Below are 16,211 nucleotides of genomic sequence, written 5' to 3' on the forward strand. Positions count from 1 at the left end.
CGAGCCGAGCGTTTGGACGCGTAAGGGGAGAAGCGGATGAAATCGGGTAACTGGTTATGGCGAGCGTTAGGGCTGACGACGCTGGCGTGCCTATGCGCGCTGCTTGTCGGGTTCGGTTGGGCGCTCAGAGATACGTGGTTTCCGCAAGACGGGCTCGCGATTCCGGAGTCGCCGGAAGCATCTACGGCAACGGGCGGCGCTTGGGCGGACAAGCCCGAGCTATTCGTTACGTCGCTCGGAGACTCGCTGACGTACGGCGTCGGCGATACGACCGGCCAAGGCTACGTCAAACGGGTCACGGATCGGTTGGCGGATACGCTGAACAAACCCGTTACGCTCGTGAACAATTTGGCGGTCAACGGGTCGCAGACGAAGCAATTGCTAGCAAGCTTCGAGCAAAGCGGCGTCAAATACGCGATCGGCAAAGCCGATATCGTGTTGCTCACGATCGGCGGCAACGATCTGTTCCAAATCGCGCAGGAGGGCGGATCGATCGCCGAGGGCGGCGACGTCTCGCCCGAGCTTTTGGAGGCGCGTTTGCCGGAGGCGACTCCGAGACTCGAAGCCTTGTTCAAGAAGCTTAGGTCGCTTAACGCTAACGCCCGCATCGTGTACGTCGGCTTATACAATCCGTTCTACGACTTGCCGGAGATGCGCAGCGGCAGCGGAATCGTCGCGAAGTGGAACGCCGCCGCGTACGCGCTTGCTGAAGCCGACGGTAACGCGACGGTCGTCCCGACGTACGATTTATTCGAGACGAACATTAAGCGCTACTTGTCGGGAGACCATTTTCACCCGAATGCGGAAGGTTATGACCGTATAGCGGAACGAATCGTGCAAGCGTTGAATTAGACTCGTTAGGGGAGGAGAGGGCACAATGACCGCGACCGCAACAACGCCGACGGCCAGGGACATCGTATTGTCCGTTCAGGGCTTAAAGAAGAACATCGGCCGCAAACCGATTATCCGCAATGTATCGTTCGACGTATTCGCGGGAGAAATTTTCGGATTTCTAGGACCGAACGGCTCGGGCAAAACGACGACGATCCGCATGCTCGTCGATCTCGTTAAGCCGACGGAAGGCCGCATCTTGATCTGCGGAGACGATATCGGCGATCATCCCGAACGCGCGCTTTCCCATATCGGCTGCATCGTCGAAAATCCGGAAATGTACACGTTCATGACCGGATGGGAAAACCTGGAGCAATTCGCTCGCATGCAGTCCGGCATCTCGCGAGAGAGAATCGCCGAAGTCGTGGCCATCGTCGGACTCGATCAACGCATCCACGATAAAGTAAAGACGTACTCGCTCGGCATGCGCCAGAGGCTCGGCATCGCCCAAGCGCTCTTGTGCAAACCGAAGCTGCTTATTCTCGACGAACCTACGAACGGTCTTGATCCGAAAGGAATCAAAGAGCTCAGGGAGTTTATCCGCATGCTCTCCGCAACGGGAATGAGCTTATTCATCTCGAGCCATTTGCTTAGCGAAATTCAGCTGATGTGCGACAGAGTCGCGATAATCGCTCATGGCGAAGTCATTGCGGTCGGCGAAGTGGACGAGCTGGTGTCTCAAGCGGGCGCGTATACGGTGTGGCAAGTCGACAAGCCGGCGGAAGCGCGCGAGTTGTTCGCCAAGCAGCCGGACATTCGCGTCGTTGCGGACGACGAGCATCGGATCGACGAATCGCTTCAAAGCACGTGGCGGGAAGCGATCGTGACCGTTATGGACGAGGAACTCGTCCCTGAATGGGTGGGCAAGCTGGTAGCCGCGGGAATCGGCGTTCGCGCGGTACAGCGCGTCGCGCCTTCGCTAGAGGAGTTATTCCTGAAGCTGACGGAGGGTGAGACGATTGGGTAACATGCTTGCGCTCGTGCAGAACGAGACGCTCAAAGTGTGGAAAAAGAAACGGTTTGCCGTCATCGTCCTTATTCTGCTAATCCTCATCCCGGTTTTCGTGTACGCGCAAATGAAAATTTCCCAAAATAGCGCCAGCAAATACAAGGAGGATTGGCGCGCCGAGCTGCAAAGCCGCATATCCGACAATACGCGGGCGTTAAGCAGCGACCGGATTCCGGAGGAATGGAAGAAGTGGCGGCGAGCGCTAGTGCAACAGCTGCAATATTATCTCGACCACGACGTCAATCCGCAGACGCCTAACGGCGTAACGTTCACGAAGACGTTCATGGATAACGCAGTTAACCTGTTCATCCCGCTGATGGTGCTGGCGATCGCTTCCGACCTCGTGTCCTCGGAACGCTCCTCCGGCACGATCAAGATGCTGCTTACGAGACCGGTGCGACGATGGCGGATTCTATTGTCCAAGCTGTTGACGCTGTCGTTGTACGTATCTCTCATCATCGTTACGACGATCACGCTCAGTTACTTGATCTCGGGATTGCTATTCGGCTATTCCGGATGGGAGGAGCCCGTATTCGTCGGCTTCAAGGTTAACGGCGCGGACGTGGACACTTCCAACGTTCACGCGGTTACGCAGGGCGTCTACGTGCTCATGCAAGCCGGGCTTATCTGGTTTTCGGCGATGATCGTATCGATAATCGCGTTGATGGTATCCGTCCTCGTGCGCAGCACGGCCGCGAGCTTCGTCACGATGATGGCGACGATAATAGCGGGGACGATTTTATCCGCGATGGCCTCGTCGTGGACGAACGCCAAATATTTATTTAACGTAAATCTGGAGATCAGCGCGTACTTGCGCGGAACGCCGCCGCCGATCGAAGGGATGACGCTCGGGTTTTCGCTTGCGGTGCTCGGGATATGGGGGATGGCCGCGCTTTTCGTATCTTTCTTCGTTTTTACGAGGCAAGACGTGTTGAATTGAGGCGTGGCCGCACGATTCGCGCGATCCGCACGATCGAAATCCTCTTCCGTCCGCGGGAGGGGATTTCCTGATTTAACCTTCGTTACGCGTCCATTCGACATTTTCGTCTATCGCATCCTATCTTCTGTGGTAGAATAAACCGTGACTCGGAAGTTGGCTGTACGGACTTATTGAACATTAGTATCTTTATGAATTAGAATGATACGGTAACGCGTCCGCGAGACGGACGCTTCAGACTAGCAAGGGGGATCATCCTTGACGGATCAATTGGACCTGTTCACGGCTACTGCCAGTACGGCAGACAGCGGATACGGCGCAGACGACATTCAAGTGCTCGAAGGCTTGACCGCAGTCCGCAAAAGACCGGGGATGTACATCGGTAGCACGACGTCGTCCGGTTTGCATCACTTGCTCTGGGAAATCGTCGACAACGCGGTGGACGAGCATCTCGGCAAATACTGTTCCAAGATCGACGTAACCGTACATAAAGATAATTCCGTTACCGTTCAGGATAACGGGCGGGGCATCCCGACCGGCATGCACAAAGCCGGCATTCCGACGCCGCAGGTCGTCTTCACGATGCTGCACGCGGGCGGTAAATTCGGCGGCGGGGGATACAAGAAATCAGGCGGCTTGCACGGGGTCGGCGCATCCGTGACGAACGCGCTGTCGGAGTGGCTGGAAGTCGAAATTTACCGCGAAGGCAAAATCCACAAGATGCGTTTTGAGACGTGGGTCGACGCTAACGGTAAAGAACACGTCGGCGAGACGGTCGGCGGCTTGCAGGTCATCGGCAATACGAACCGGACCGGCACGAAGGTGACGTTCAAGCCGGACGTGAAAGTATTCCACGGCCATATTAGCATGAGCTATGACACGCTCTCGGAGCGGTTGCAGGAGATCGCCTTCCTGAACTCGGGTCTCAAGGTGATTTTGAAGGACGAGCGTTCCGGCAAAGAAGACACGTTCCATTACGACGGCGGCGCGCGTCAATTCGTCCAGTTTTTGAACGAGGAGAAGACGGTGCTTCACGACGTCATCCACTTTATGTCGGAGAAGGACGATATCGAGGTAGAGATCGCGCTCCAATATAACGACGGCTATACGGAGACGTTAGCCTCGTTCGTCAACTCGATTCCGACCCGTGGCGGCGGTACGCATGAAACCGGCTTCAAGACGGCGTATACGCGCGTTTTGAACGAGTACGCGAGGAAGATCGGACAGCTCAAGGAGAAAGACAAAAACCTAGAGGGAAACGATCTTCGCGAAGGGCTCATGGCCGTCATCAATATTAAGATGTCGGAAGTCGAATTCGTCGGCCAGACGAAGGACCAGCTCGGCAGCGCCTCCGCGCGCAGCGTCGTCGACGCGATCGTCGCAGAGAAGATGGCCGTATTCCTGGAGGAGAACCCGCAAGTCGGCGGTCAACTCATCCGCAAATCTGTACAAGCGTCCAAAGCCCGCGAAGCGGCCCGCAAAGCGCGCGAGGAAATCCGCAGCGGCAAGAAGAAGAGCGAGAGCGCGAGTCTCGGCGGCAAGCTGTCGCCGGCGCAATCGAAGGATCATACCCGCAACGAGCTGTTCATCGTCGAAGGCGATTCTGCCGGCGGATCGGCTAAGCAAGGCCGCGATTCGAAGTTCCAAGCGATTTTGCCGCTGAAGGGCAAGCCGATGAATCCGGAGAAGGCGAAGCTGCTCGACATTTTGAAGAACGACGAGTACAAAGCGATCATCGCCGCCATCGGCGCGGGCATCGGTTCGGAGTTCGACGTCGAGGAATGCAACTACGCCAAAATCGTCATCATGACCGACGCGGATACGGACGGCGCGCACATTCAGGTGCTGCTGCTTACTTTCTTCTACCGGTACATGAAGCCGCTGATCGACGCGGGCAAAGTGTTCATCGCCCAACCGCCGCTTTATAAAATTACCCGCAAATCGGGCAAGCTGGAAACGATAAGGTATGCGTGGACGGACGAACAGCTGAGCAACTATTTGAAGGAGTTCGGCAAAAACGCGGAGCTGCAGCGTTATAAAGGACTCGGCGAGATGAATCCCGACCAGCTGTGGGATACGACGATGAATCCGGAGACGCGCACGTTCCTGCAAGTGCAAATCGAGGACGCCGCCAAGGCGGAGCGCCGCGTAACGACGCTAATGGGCGACAAGGTCGACCCTCGCAAGCGTTGGATCATCGAAAATGTAGATTTTACAGAATTTGAAGAATAGTGGATTCGGCGTCGTATGGCGCTTCGGAGTTTAAATATCCATTCCGCCGCTGTTTTCGTCAAGTTGCTTCGAATGATTAGGCAGGTGTAGCAACTTGACTCAAAAGGCGGCCGCTCCGCTCTCCATGGACATTTAACTCCTACACGCCTTCGAGCCGAATCAAGCGATTTCAAATTCCGTAAAGTTGAGGGGGAAGGTCAGTGAGTCTGCTAGAAAACTTTTTGCCCGCGTTCCTCGAGGAGGTCGTCGGCGACCGCTTCGGACGCTATTCTAAATATATTATTCAAGACCGCGCCATTCCCGACGTACGCGATGGATTGAAGCCCGTTCAACGGCGCATCCTGTACGCGATGTACGACTCCGGCAACACGCCGGACAAAGGCTACCGCAAATCGGCGAAGACGGTCGGCGACGTTATGGGCAATTACCATCCGCATGGCGACTCCTCGATCTATGAGGGCATGGTACGGATGGCTCAGCCGTGGAAAATGGCGCACATGCTCGTCGACGGCCACGGCAACTGGGGCTCGATGGACGATGATCCGGCTGCGGCTATGCGGTATACGGAGGCGCGGCTGTCCTGGATCGCCATGGAGCTGCTGCGCGATATCGAGAAACGCACCGTACTGTTCAAAGATAACTTCGACAACACGACCAAGGAACCGGTCGTGCTTCCCGCGCGTTATCCGAACTTGCTCGTTAACGGCGTAAGCGGCATTTCGTCCGGATTCGCGACGGAAATTCCGACGCACAACTTGCGCGAAGTGATCGACGCTTGCATCGCCATCATGAATAAGCCCGACATTACGGTCGCCGAGCTGATGACGATCGTCCGCGGACCCGATTTTCCGACGGGCGGGCTCATTATGGGCGAGGACGGCATCCGGGAAGCTTACGAAACCGGCAAAGGCCGAATCTATTTGCGCTCGAAGACGGCGATCGAAGATTTGCGGGGCGGCAAGCAACAAATCGTAGTAACGGAAATTCCGTACCAGGTCGTAAAGTCGAAGCTCGTTAACGCGATCGATAACCTTCGGATGGAGAAGAAGGTCGAAGGGATCGCCGAAGTACGCGACGAGAGCGGCCGCAACGGTCTGCGCATCGTCGTCGAGCTGAAGAAGGACGCCGACGCGGAAGGCATTCTGGCGTTTTTGCTGAAGAAAACCGACCTGCAGACGACTTATAACTTCAACATGGTCGCGATCGTCAACAAGGCGCCGCAGCAGCTCGGTATCAAAGCTATGCTGGACGCGTACATCGAGCACCAGAAGGAAGTCGTGACGCACCGTACCCAATACGACTTGGAAAAGGCGGAAGACCGCGCGCACGTGTTGGAAGGTCTGGTCAAAGCGCTTAACATTCTCGACCAAGTAATCGAGACGATCAAGGCTTCGAAAAACCGCCAAGACGCGCAAAACAACTTGGTCGCGCAATACGGCTTCTCCGAGCGCCAAGCGGACGCGATCCTGACGCTCCAACTGTACCGGCTTACGAATCTCGAGATTACGCAGCTAGAGAAAGAGCACGGCGACATGCTGAAGAAGATCGCGCAGCTTCGCGCGATCTTGGAAAGCCCGCGCAAGCTGCTCGGCGTCATTAAAGACGAGCTGACGGAAATCCGCGACAAGTTCGGCATCGATCGCCGCTCGCTCATCAAGGGCGAAGTCGAAGAAATAAAAGTGAACCTCGAAGTGACTGTGCCTGCGGAAGACGTCATTGTAACGTTAAGCCGCGAAGGGTACGCGAAGCGGACGAGCTTGCTATCGTTCACGCGTTCGGGCGGGGAGATGGACAGCGCCGGTGTCAAGGAAGGCGACGTCATCCGCTACAGCCTTGGCGTAAGCACGCTGGATCCGCTCTTGATCTTCACGCAAAAGGGACAATATTACTTGTTGCCGGTGCATCAAATTCCGGAGTTCAAGTGGAAGGATACCGGTACGGCCATCGTCAATCTGCTGCCCGGACTCGCGAAAGACGACCGCATCGTCGGCGTCATTACGGCGAAAACGGCGGAATTGACGCAGACGGCATCGACGGCGGCGGAAGGCGATTCCACGGGCGATCAGGGAGGACCTGTACTCGTCTTCGTAACGAGACGAGGCCAAGTGAAACGCACGTCGCTCATCGAGTATGCGACGACGCGCAATATGGCGATCGCGGCCTGCAAAGTCGCCGACGGAGACGAGATCATACGGGTATTCCGCTCGGACGAGCCGGCCGATCTGCTTCTCGTTACGGAGCAAGGCATGAGCATTCGCTTCAGCGAATCGGACGTAAGCCTGCAAGGCAAAGTCGCGGGCGGCGTAAGAGGCATCCTCTTGAAAGAGAACGATGCGCTCGCCGATGCGTTCCAAGTGACCGGCGACGAAGGCGAAGTTCTCGTCATCTCCGACCACGGTTATGCCAAACGCTCGCTGCTGCTCGATTATCCGATCCAAGGACGCGGAGGCAAAGGCATCCAGACGTTCGAGTTCAAGGAAGGCAAGCGCGTGAAGCCGAACGGCACGAAGCTGATCGCGGGCTTCCTTGTCAAAGAAGCCGCCATGCTGCTTACGCTGTCCGCTAGCGGGACGTTGTCGGAGTTTTCCTCGGAAGGAACGCCGATCGACGATCGCAGGGGGCAAGGCAAGCAGATGACGGCGATAGAACGAGGCGATGCGCTCGTCGATACGTTCAGGAAACCGTTATCGGCGCTGAAGACGGCGAACGATTAATCGTAAGGGCCGTTTCCCGGCTCGCTCCGATCGATCCATCGCAATAGCAAATCCAACACGACCCATAGCGGCACCGGCTCCCCGAGCCGGTCGAGCCACTGTGGGTCTTCTATTAACCCTGCGTTTTGCGCCATGCTTCCAATCATTTTGATCCTCTCATCCATAGAAGACATCTTACAAGCCTCCCTGCTTATCCTACGCGTTTCTCCACATTCTCCTATTAGCATATGTCACGAATTGTCGTAGCGTTCGCGAACATGGAGGACGTTGTCGGAAATATTTAATCGCGTTAATCTATCTTTCGACATGGCCCCTGCGTATAATAAAAAGAGAGGCAATGTTCGGGATGAAAGGGGCGTACCCATGGAAAATGCGGCGGATTTTGTGAAAAGCTGGTCAAAGCTCACGAAGGATTGGAATACGCAGATGGAAGAGGAGTTAGCGCCTCAGCTGACCGTTGGCCAACTGGAAGTATTGGAGTTGCTGCAAGCCTACGAGCCGATGAAGCCGTCGGACTTATTGCCCCACCTGGAGACGACGCCTGCGGCGATCACGACGCTTTTGGATCGCATGGAGCGTAACGGATTGGTCGAACGGAATAGAGACGAGGGAGATCGGCGCATCGTGTGGGTTACTATGACGGCGGTAGGCCGCACGGAGGTCGAGCGGGGCGTGAGAGTACGCAACGCGATCGTTGGTCGATCGCTAGATCGCGTATCTAGCCATAACCGGCAGCTGCTCGTGTACTTGTTCGGCAAAGTCGCCGGCACGCGCGATACGGCATCGGCCGCGAAGCAGCAACCGGCCGGAGATGCGGCGGAAGCCGCGAACGAGACGAAGGAAGACGGCATAGAATCGTCGGCGATATAACGCCATATTGAAAGGGGTTGTCCCGGTAGGTTGAACGTTAACCTGCAGGGACAACCCCTTATTTGATTTGCTCTGAGCACGGTACGGGAACACAGCTTTACTTGGTCGTGCCGACAGGCTGCGTAAGATGCTCATTGATGCCGTCTAAAAGCCGCTTCATCTTATCGTAGTCTTGCGGGGAGAGCGTAGCATTGTTGCGTTCGGCAAGCGCCTGAGCCATTGGGATAACGGTATAATGGCGTTGTTTGGCTATCGTCTGAATATGAACCCAAGTTGGCGTTGTCGTTACCTGCGTTATTTCGGTCGCTGACGTTCCGTCGGGCTGTTCCGTCTTCTTGACGCCGACTCCGAAGATCAGTCCGACGTCTTTCCAGTCGCCGGATTGGTTCGATATGAAATTACCCATCGAGTAGATGACGACGCCGTTACGTTCTACGCCGTCTGCGCTTTCCGATGCGGGCACATGCACGCGTTCGTAAGGCTGCACGACGTGCGGATGCGAGCCAAGCACAATGTCCGATCCAGCCGCGATTAACTCGTGCGCCAGCCCGATTTGCGCGTCGCTGGGCATGCGATGATATTCGAGCCCGAAGTGGAGCGACACGGTGACGACATCGGCGCCCGCGCGCCTGAGCTCGGCGATCGATTCGCGCATGGCGGCTGAATCGATGAGGTTGACGGCGAACGGCTTGTCTTCCGGAATCGGAATCCCGTTCGTTCCGTACGTGTAAGCCATAAATCCCATTCGGATCCCATTCCGTTCCTCGATCGTAATTCGCTTTGCATCGTTCGGATCGGATGCGGTACCTACCGGAACGAGACCGGCTTTCCTTACGTTTGCAAGCGTTCGAGTGACGCCGGGGAATCCCCGATCCATCGTGTGGTTGTTGGCCGTAGAGACGATCTGAAATCCGGCTCCGGCAATCGCGTCGGCGAGCTCCGCGGGCGCGTTAAAGCGCGGGTAGCCCGAATATTTCAGTTCTGCCCCGGCCAGCGGCGTTTCGATGTTGCCGAACACCCAGTCGCCTGCCTGAAGAATCGGCTTCACTTGATCGAACCACGGATCGAACGTATACCGGTTGCTCTCGTGATCGTAATAAGCGGGCAGCTGAGGGGAATGTGCCATAATATCCCCTACGGCTAGCAATGTCGCCTCCCGGATTGTCGGCTCCTTCGCTTGCTCCGTTGGCGATTCCGACGGAACCGGCTTAGCATTCGGTGTCGCAGATGCCGAAGGCGATACATCGGAAGGAGATGCCCGTTCGCTAGCGGGTGGTGCGGGGCTTGGGGTTGCTTCCGAGCAAGCGCTCATCAGCAGCGCCGAGAGCATCATGCCGGTCCAAGCAAACTTGCGGGTGTACTTCACGACTCACGCTCCAACGGACGACTTGGAAATCTATTAATGTTCGCTTTCCCATCGACCGTAAATCCCGCAAGGCAGCGTCAACCCGCTGCGCGTAATCGGCAATCCGATTTCGCCGCAGTCAAGCTTGCCTCCGAATTTGCGGCCGATGGACATATGCAGCAAGTTGCTAAGCACGGTAGGCGAGAGCCCCGTCGTATACGAGTTGACCAAGATGAACAACGGGCGATCGGACAGAATCGATAGGCAAGATTCGAGGAAAGGGAACAAATTCTCTTCCAGCTTCCACATTTCGCCGTTAGGTCCGCGACCGTACGACGGCGGATCCATAATGATCGCTTCGTATTGGCGGCCGCGTCTTTCTTCGCGCTGCACGAATTTGAACACATCGTCCGTAATGTATCGAATAGGGGCATCGGCTAGACCGGACAGTTCGGCGTTTTCCTTCGCCCATTGCACCATGCCTTTGGCGGCATCCACGTGAACGACGTCGGCACCCGCGGCTGCCGCCGCGACGGTTGCGCCTCCGGTGTACGCGAATAAGTTAAGCACCCGGATAGGGCGTCCCGCCGAGCGGATCTTGTCCATCATCCAGCTCCAGTTCACCGCTTGCTCGGGGAATAGACCCGTGTGTTTGAAGCTGGTCGGCTTAATATGGAATCTTAACGGACCGTACGCAATGCTCCAACGCTCGGGCAGCGTCTTGCGGAACGTCCATTGTCCGCCGCCGCTCGTGCTGCGGTGGTAATGTCCGTCCGCCTTCCGCCAGGCGTCGTTCTCGTTCGTCAGCGGCCAAATAATTTGCGGGTCCGGGCGGCGGAGGATGACGTCGCCCCAACGCTCGAGCTTTTCTCCGTTACCGGTATCGAGAAGTTCATAGTCTTGCCAATCGCGTGCCATCTGCATAGTGTGTTAACTTCCTTTTCATTCATCGTCTGTCGGATGATTTATGGTCATGCGTTCCGTTCATTAGGCGCATGTTCGCTTGCCTCGTCGTCCGCCAGGCTGTCGGGCGTAAACCGGTAGCCGAAGCCGCGAACGGTGCGGATCCAGCGAGGTCTGGACGGGTCGGCTTCGAGCTTCTTCCGTAAGTTGCTAATATGTACCATCAGCGTACGCGTGTCACCCATGCTCTCGGTTTGCCATACGCGGCGGTAGAGCTCCTCGAGCGGAAAAACGCGGTTAGGATCTCTGGCCAGTACGGACAACAGTTCGAATTCTTTGACGGATAAGTTCAACCGTTCTCCGTTCAGCCGAACTTCCAACGTGCGATAATCGATTTCCATGCCGCTATAGTGGATCGTCATTGCCGGATCGTCCGCGCTCTTCTCCCGGGTGCGTCGCCTGCGCAAGTGGGCTTGCACTCTCGCGACGAGCTGACTCGGACTGAACGGCTTCGTAATATAGTCGTCCCCGCCTTCCGACAAGCCCCGAATGATGTCGATATCCTCGCTCTTGCAGCTCAGGAATACGATCGGAACGTCGGAACAGGCTCCGGCTCTAAGGTGCTGGCATACTTCGATGCCATCCATGCGCCCGAGAGATACATCGAGGATGATGAGATCCGGAAGCAACAGTTCGGCTATTCGCAACGCATCTTCGCCGTTATGCGCGACGTGGACGCCGAAGCCTTCTCTTTGTAAATATAAGGAAATTAAATCGGTAATCTCTTGTTCGTCATCCACGACAAGAATTGTGGCCGTAGATTCCCGCATCGCGATTCCCCCGTATCGATTTGTCGCACTATCAGCTTATTATAACGAAAGCGTTGACGAGTAAGCAATCCACCGTTACAATGACGTTCGAATGGAAACGGCGACAAGTTCTGGCTTTCGAGGGAGAGTGTAGAAGTGAAAGCTCGGTATAGCGTCTCGCGGCTTGCGAAGATTGGCTTGCAGGTGGTGCTTTGGGTCGCGTTCGTTATCGTATTCGCGGGATGCTCGGCATCCAACGAACAACGGAACGCACCGGAAGCCGAACAAGGCGTAATCGATTTCGCGAATTGGAATTGGAAGCAGGACGGGGTCGTGCCGTTAAACGGGGAATGGCGATTCAGCTGGGTGGGGAAATCGGCGAACGTGGCAACAGGCAAGTATGACTCGGCGACTACGTTTCCGGTGCCGGGCACGTGGGGGAACACGCCGACGGGAGACGGACAAACGATCGACGATCAAGGACATGCCACGTATCGGCTTAAGTTGAACAATCTACCCCGGCGTCAGCTTATGGCAATTCGTTTGCCTAACATCTCGACGGCGTATCAATTATATATAGACGGTAAATTATCGGTGTCCCGCGGGGTAGCCGGACTAAACGCGGAGACGACGACGCCGTATCAAATACCGGCGACCGTCTATTTCGAGGCGAATAAAGAAGAGACCGACCTGACGTTGTTCGTCTCTAACTACGACTTCCGCAAAGGCGGTATCCGGACGGAGCTTGTCATCGGTCTCGAACAGCAAATTAAGCGGCTGGACATAAGGCACGAAGCACAAGAAATGATCGTGTTCGGTTGCTTGATAATGATTGGATTTTATCATTTCGGCTTGTTCATTTTGCGGAGGAAAGAACTGGCTAATCTGTTTTTCGCGCTTTTATGCTTGTTCGTGGCGCTAAGGATGGGCATGCTCGGAGAAGGCTTCATCGTGCAATGGATTCCGGGATATACGTGGAGCTTAGCGATGCGAACCGAATATATTTCGTTCGTGCTAAGCGGCTGGGCGGGGTTCGGGTATTTCTATCGGATGTATCCGGAGGAATTTAGACACTTCAGCTTTAAACTATCGAGCGCGTGCGCCGGTATTCTTGTTCTAATAACGGCGGTCGCACCGCCGGTAGTCTTCACGTCATTGCTGATCGGCTATCAGCTTTATATTCTCGTCTTTAGCTTGGGCACGTTGTATACGTTAGTGTTAGCCGGCATTAGGAGGCGCGAAGGCGCTAAGCTTGCAATGATCGGCGTAGCCGGATTCGTGCTGACGATCGTCAACGATATGTTGTTTTACAACGGCTGGTGGAAATCGTTCGATTTGGTGCCGTTCGGTCTATTGTTTCTGATTATAATGAATTCGTTCATCATCTCGCTGCGGTTCTCGCAAACGTACGAACGGGTCGAGCAAATGTCCGCCGAGCTTAAAGATTGGAACAATTCGTTGGAGCTCAAAATTGCGGAGCGAACAGAGGAGCTGCAACGCTCGTACGCAACGGTGGAGAACGCGAAATCGGAGCTGGAGCGGATGGAATACGCGCGAACGCAACTGGTCAGCAATATCTCCCATGATTTGCGCACGCCGATAACGTTGCTTCAAGGTTACCTTGAAGCGCTCCGCGACCGGGTCATCACGGACGAGCAGCAGCGGGACGCGACGATCCGGCTCATGTTAACGAAGGTCGAGGGCCTGAACTCGCTCATTCAGGACTTGTTCGAAATTTCCGTGCTCGAGGCGAGAAAAGTAGAGCTGATGGTGGAGAGGCTAACGCTCGCGGATTGGCGGGAGAGTCTGCTTGCGCAGTACGGATTGGAAATGAGACAGCGGGGGATTGATTACGATTGCAGGCTGGACAACGCGTCGATAGCGACGCTAACGGTGTCGATCGATATTCATCGCATGAATCGCGTATTCGCGAATTTGATTTATAACGCCTTGCGTTATACACCGGAAGGCGGGACAATCGAAATTATGATAATGGCGGACGTGCAGAACAATAACGTTAAGTTAGCCATTACGGACAGCGGAATCGGCGTTCATCCAGCCGACTTGCCGTTTATATTCGATCGGTTCTATAAAATCGATAAATCCCGACATTCTCAGTCGGGTGGCAGCGGTCTAGGTCTTGCGATCGTCAAAGAAATCGTCGAACTTCACGGAGGGACGATCCGTGCATCCAACGGGCATGAAGGAGGCTGTAGGTTCGAGATCTCGTTGCCGTTAGCGAGCGGCGAAGCAAGGCATGCGGGCTAACGTTAACTGCTCTCTTCAGACCGTTGTTCCTGGTGCATCATGTCCTTCAATAGATGAAGCGATTGCTCCCGTTGTTCCTGGCTCATGTGCTGAAGCAGGGCAAGCACTTCCCGGGTATGCGGGGCGACGGCCAAGTCCGTTTTGGATTTGCCGGTCGTACCGCCTATAATATAATCCAAAGACACATCGAAGTAAGCCGCCAGCTTGATTAATGTATCGTAGACCGGCTGCCTGTTATTGATTTCATAGTGGCTATACGCCGAACGTGTAATTCCGATGTAGCGCGCGACTTCTTCCTGAGAAATCTTTTTGTGAAGCCGCAAAGCTCTCAACCGTTCTCCCATAGTCATTATAGATAACCCCTTGAACCTAAGTAACTAACTTTTCTATTCCCAATTTATGATACAAAACGTATCGTGTCAAGAGGGGTGGAAGCGTTTCCTGGCTACAATTAAAAATAATTTTATGATTTCGGGCAAATTACGGTGAAAACCGGTTCGTTTCTAACGATATCTTGGGTTGCTCGGAATAACAAGCTCTATCTGTAGTTACAATATGTATCTATATCAAGGAGACGTGACGCATGAACGTACAAGTGTTGAGCGCAAAAATGAGCTTTAGCGAGGATAAAGGATATATCGGGCAAGTATTATTTTCCGTGGAAAACCATAAGCAACCGTACGAACTAACGCTTCAAAGCGACAAAGGCAATTTCGATTGGAATTACGCGCTTAATTTCAGCGACGAGCCGGGTAGCGAAGAGGAAATTTTGTTGGTAGACGAGCGGTTGGAAACGGACGACGATCTGTTCGACATGCTGGTCGACGCGGCCAAGGAAGCGATGTCGCAACAATAAAAGAGACCCTGTATGGGGGTCTCTTCGGTATTATATCGCTTCGTAATCGATCTCTAGAAACTTCTCGACTTCCTGCTCCCAGCGCTCGCTGACGAACGCGGCATGGGCGGGATGGTTATTGTAGGTTTCATAATCGGTCCTATCGTTGAAAACCATCGAAAAGCCGAAGTCGTAATCGTTCTTGGGACTGACTTGGCGGAATACTTGAAAGTCGTTCACGACCGGAATGCTAGTCAGGATGGTTCTTCCGTCTTCAAGAAATCGCCTTTCTTGCTCTGAGCCTTGGGAGTGCTTCAAGCTGAATAGGACGGAGTGAATAATGCGCGCCGCGCTACTGTTCATCGTACATTCTCCTTCGCGGGAATCTATAGTCATACCTGCTATTGTAAAAAGTAGGAGATCGATTGTCCAGTCGACCTCGTTCAGTAGTCGGCGCTAGTAGCTTGCTGCTTGCGGTATTGACCTGGCGTGCAGCCGAAGCGTTGACGGAAGACGACGTTGAAGTAACTTAAGTTGTTGAAGCCGACGTCCAACGCGATCTGCATCACTTTATCGTCGGATTGCCGCAATCGGACCGCCGCTTGCTGGACGCGGTAGCCGTTCATGTATTCGACGGGGCTTTGGGTCGTGATGCGCTTGAAAATACGGCAAAAGTACGAATCGCTCATGCACGCGACGCTAGACAATTGCTGCAACGTGATCGGCTCGGCGTAACGTTGCTCGATGTAGGCGATGACGGCTTTTAATCTTTCGATGCGATAGCCGTCATTGTCCCGTTTTAAGCCGGTCATAGGCTCGCTAATTTCCAGCAGCTTCGATACGCAATAGAATAGCAGGCCTTTGATTTGCATCTCCGAAGCCAACCGCTTACTGCGGTTGGCTTCTTTCATTTGTCCGAGCGCTCCCAGGATGTCGCCCATCGGCCCCTCTTGCAGGTGGATGTGCACGGGTATCCGAACATTCTGGCCGATTAGAGGGACGATATATTGGTCGTATAAGTAGTCGATCGAGCCGTTGCCGAACAAGCTGGCATGGAAGACAACAGCCACGAACGAGCAAGGTTCATCCGAGGCGACGGAGCCGGAATGGAGCAGCCCGGAGTTGACGAAGATCGCTTCGCCGGCGTTCAGCTCGTAGTCGCTGGCATCGACGCGGAAGGTCGCGCGGCCTTCCGTAACGAGCAAAAACTCGAGCTCGTCGTGCCAATGGAGGTCCAACAGCGGATGGTCGGGGGAACACGTGATTTCGTATAAGCTGACAGGATAGTTCGAAGTTCCGTGCCTTCGCTCTTCTTTTAGCACCAATTTGTTCATATCGGTAGTCTGCTCCTACTATCAGCATAAGGGGATAGGACAAAATCGTATTACTAAAGGACAA

At 54.8% G+C, this 16,211-nt stretch carries 15 protein-coding genes; 8 read left to right on the plus strand and 7 right to left on the minus strand.

Translation table 11 applies throughout. From position 1 onward, the window contains the following. Window positions 1-36 precede the first annotated feature (36 nt). The 5 genes from ACFPQ4_RS20575 to gyrA all read left to right on the plus strand — a co-directional run bounded on the left by ACFPQ4_RS20575 (window position 37) and on the right by gyrA (window position 7,783). The gene (locus tag ACFPQ4_RS20575) at window positions 37-852 is read left to right on the plus strand and encodes a GDSL-type esterase/lipase family protein (protein ID WP_378113780.1); all 816 of its coding nucleotides are present in this window, start codon (window positions 37-39) and stop codon (window positions 850-852) included. Window positions 853-877: 25 nt separating this feature from the next. After that, entirely contained in the window at window positions 878-1,858 is a 981-nt protein-coding gene (locus ACFPQ4_RS20580) for an ABC transporter ATP-binding protein (RefSeq protein WP_378113781.1), read from the plus strand. Further along, window positions 1,851-2,840: an ABC transporter permease gene (locus ACFPQ4_RS20585; RefSeq protein ID WP_378113782.1), complete on the plus strand. Its 990-nt coding sequence runs from the start codon at window positions 1,851-1,853 to the stop codon at window positions 2,838-2,840. Before ACFPQ4_RS20580 ends, ACFPQ4_RS20585 begins: the two co-directional genes overlap by 8 nt. A 255-nt stretch (window positions 2,841-3,095) precedes the next feature. Beyond that, entirely contained in the window at window positions 3,096-5,069 is a 1,974-nt protein-coding gene (parE, locus tag ACFPQ4_RS20590; protein ID WP_378113783.1) for a DNA topoisomerase IV subunit B, read from the plus strand. A 200-nt stretch (window positions 5,070-5,269) separates the two neighbouring features. Further along, the gene (gene gyrA / locus ACFPQ4_RS20595) at window positions 5,270-7,783 is read left to right on the plus strand and encodes a DNA gyrase subunit A (protein ID WP_378113784.1); all 2,514 of its coding nucleotides are present in this window, start codon (window positions 5,270-5,272) and stop codon (window positions 7,781-7,783) included. Here gyrA and ACFPQ4_RS20600 read toward each other — a convergent pair. After that, window positions 7,780-7,956, minus strand: coding sequence for a hypothetical protein (locus ACFPQ4_RS20600; RefSeq protein ID WP_378113785.1), 177 nt, complete (start codon window positions 7,954-7,956; stop codon window positions 7,780-7,782). The two genes, gyrA and ACFPQ4_RS20600, sit on opposite strands and share 4 nt — an antisense overlap. 190 nt (window positions 7,957-8,146) lie before the next feature. On the opposite strand from ACFPQ4_RS20600, the gene ACFPQ4_RS20605 reads away from it, so the two are divergent. Beyond that, window positions 8,147-8,653 (plus strand): MarR family winged helix-turn-helix transcriptional regulator, encoded by a 507-nt coding sequence (locus ACFPQ4_RS20605; RefSeq protein ID WP_378113786.1) that lies wholly within the window; start codon window positions 8,147-8,149, stop codon window positions 8,651-8,653. A gap of 97 nt (window positions 8,654-8,750) precedes the next feature. On the opposite strand, the gene ACFPQ4_RS20610 is transcribed toward ACFPQ4_RS20605, so the two are convergent. Genes ACFPQ4_RS20610 through ACFPQ4_RS20620 form a run of 3 tightly spaced genes read right to left on the minus strand, consistent with a single transcriptional unit; the run spans window position 8,751 to window position 11,731 of the window. Then, window positions 8,751-10,019, minus strand: a complete 1,269-nt coding sequence (locus tag ACFPQ4_RS20610) for a CapA family protein (RefSeq protein ID WP_378113787.1) — start codon at window positions 10,017-10,019, stop codon at window positions 8,751-8,753. Between the two features lie 33 nt (window positions 10,020-10,052). Beyond that, the gene (locus tag ACFPQ4_RS20615) at window positions 10,053-10,922 is read right to left on the minus strand and encodes a class I SAM-dependent methyltransferase (RefSeq protein ID WP_378113788.1); all 870 of its coding nucleotides are present in this window, start codon (window positions 10,920-10,922) and stop codon (window positions 10,053-10,055) included. Between the two features lie 47 nt (window positions 10,923-10,969). Next, window positions 10,970-11,731: a response regulator gene (locus ACFPQ4_RS20620; RefSeq protein ID WP_378113789.1), complete on the minus strand. Its 762-nt coding sequence runs from the start codon at window positions 11,729-11,731 to the stop codon at window positions 10,970-10,972. Between the two features lie 135 nt (window positions 11,732-11,866). Between ACFPQ4_RS20620 and ACFPQ4_RS20625 the strand changes: the two genes are divergently transcribed. Then, window positions 11,867-13,978: a sensor histidine kinase gene (locus tag ACFPQ4_RS20625; RefSeq protein ID WP_378113790.1), complete on the plus strand. Its 2,112-nt coding sequence runs from the start codon at window positions 11,867-11,869 to the stop codon at window positions 13,976-13,978. 2 nt (window positions 13,979-13,980) lie between these two features. Here ACFPQ4_RS20625 and ACFPQ4_RS20630 read toward each other — a convergent pair whose 3' ends face one another. Then, window positions 13,981-14,328, minus strand: a complete 348-nt coding sequence (locus ACFPQ4_RS20630) for a helix-turn-helix domain-containing protein (protein WP_378113791.1) — start codon at window positions 14,326-14,328, stop codon at window positions 13,981-13,983. 233 nt (window positions 14,329-14,561) lie between these two features. Between ACFPQ4_RS20630 and ACFPQ4_RS20635 the strand changes: the two genes are divergently transcribed. Next, a complete protein-coding gene (locus tag ACFPQ4_RS20635; RefSeq protein WP_378113792.1) occupies window positions 14,562-14,834 on the plus strand; it encodes a hypothetical protein in 273 nt (90 codons plus the stop codon). 30 nt (window positions 14,835-14,864) lie between these two features. On the opposite strand, the gene ACFPQ4_RS20640 is transcribed toward ACFPQ4_RS20635, so the two are convergent. Together ACFPQ4_RS20640 and ACFPQ4_RS20645 are read right to left on the minus strand one after the other, a co-directional pair. Continuing rightward, complete coding sequence (locus ACFPQ4_RS20640; protein ID WP_378113793.1) at window positions 14,865-15,176, minus strand: Dabb family protein; 312 nt, start codon at window positions 15,174-15,176, stop codon at window positions 14,865-14,867. An 80-nt stretch (window positions 15,177-15,256) separates the two neighbouring features. Further along, complete coding sequence (locus tag ACFPQ4_RS20645) at window positions 15,257-16,147, minus strand: AraC family transcriptional regulator (protein WP_378113794.1); 891 nt, start codon at window positions 16,145-16,147, stop codon at window positions 15,257-15,259. Window positions 16,148-16,211: the final 64 nt, after the last annotated feature.

This window comes from Cohnella yongneupensis, from assembly GCF_042655785.1.
Taxonomy (GTDB): domain Bacteria; phylum Bacillota; class Bacilli; order Paenibacillales; family Paenibacillaceae; genus Cohnella; species Cohnella yongneupensis.

Coding starts and splice junctions, on each gene's coding strand:
- ACFPQ4_RS20575 (WP_378113780.1), top strand. CDS start 37: ATGAAATCGGGTAACTGGTTATGGCGAGCGTTAGGGCTGACGACGCTG.
- ACFPQ4_RS20580 (WP_378113781.1), top strand. CDS start 878: ATGACCGCGACCGCAACAACGCCGACGGCCAGGGACATCGTATTGTCC.
- ACFPQ4_RS20600 (WP_378113785.1), bottom strand. CDS start 7,956: ATGTCTTCTATGGATGAGAGGATCAAAATGATTGGAAGCATGGCGCAA.
- ACFPQ4_RS20605 (WP_378113786.1), top strand. CDS start 8,147: ATGGAAAATGCGGCGGATTTTGTGAAAAGCTGGTCAAAGCTCACGAAG.
- ACFPQ4_RS20615 (WP_378113788.1), bottom strand. CDS start 10,922: ATGCAGATGGCACGCGATTGGCAAGACTATGAACTTCTCGATACCGGT.
- ACFPQ4_RS20620 (WP_378113789.1), bottom strand. CDS start 11,731: ATGCGGGAATCTACGGCCACAATTCTTGTCGTGGATGACGAACAAGAG.
- ACFPQ4_RS20630 (WP_378113791.1), bottom strand. CDS start 14,328: ATGACTATGGGAGAACGGTTGAGAGCTTTGCGGCTTCACAAAAAGATT.
- ACFPQ4_RS20635 (WP_378113792.1), top strand. CDS start 14,562: ATGAACGTACAAGTGTTGAGCGCAAAAATGAGCTTTAGCGAGGATAAA.
- ACFPQ4_RS20640 (WP_378113793.1), bottom strand. CDS start 15,176: ATGAACAGTAGCGCGGCGCGCATTATTCACTCCGTCCTATTCAGCTTG.
- ACFPQ4_RS20645 (WP_378113794.1), bottom strand. CDS start 16,147: ATGAACAAATTGGTGCTAAAAGAAGAGCGAAGGCACGGAACTTCGAAC.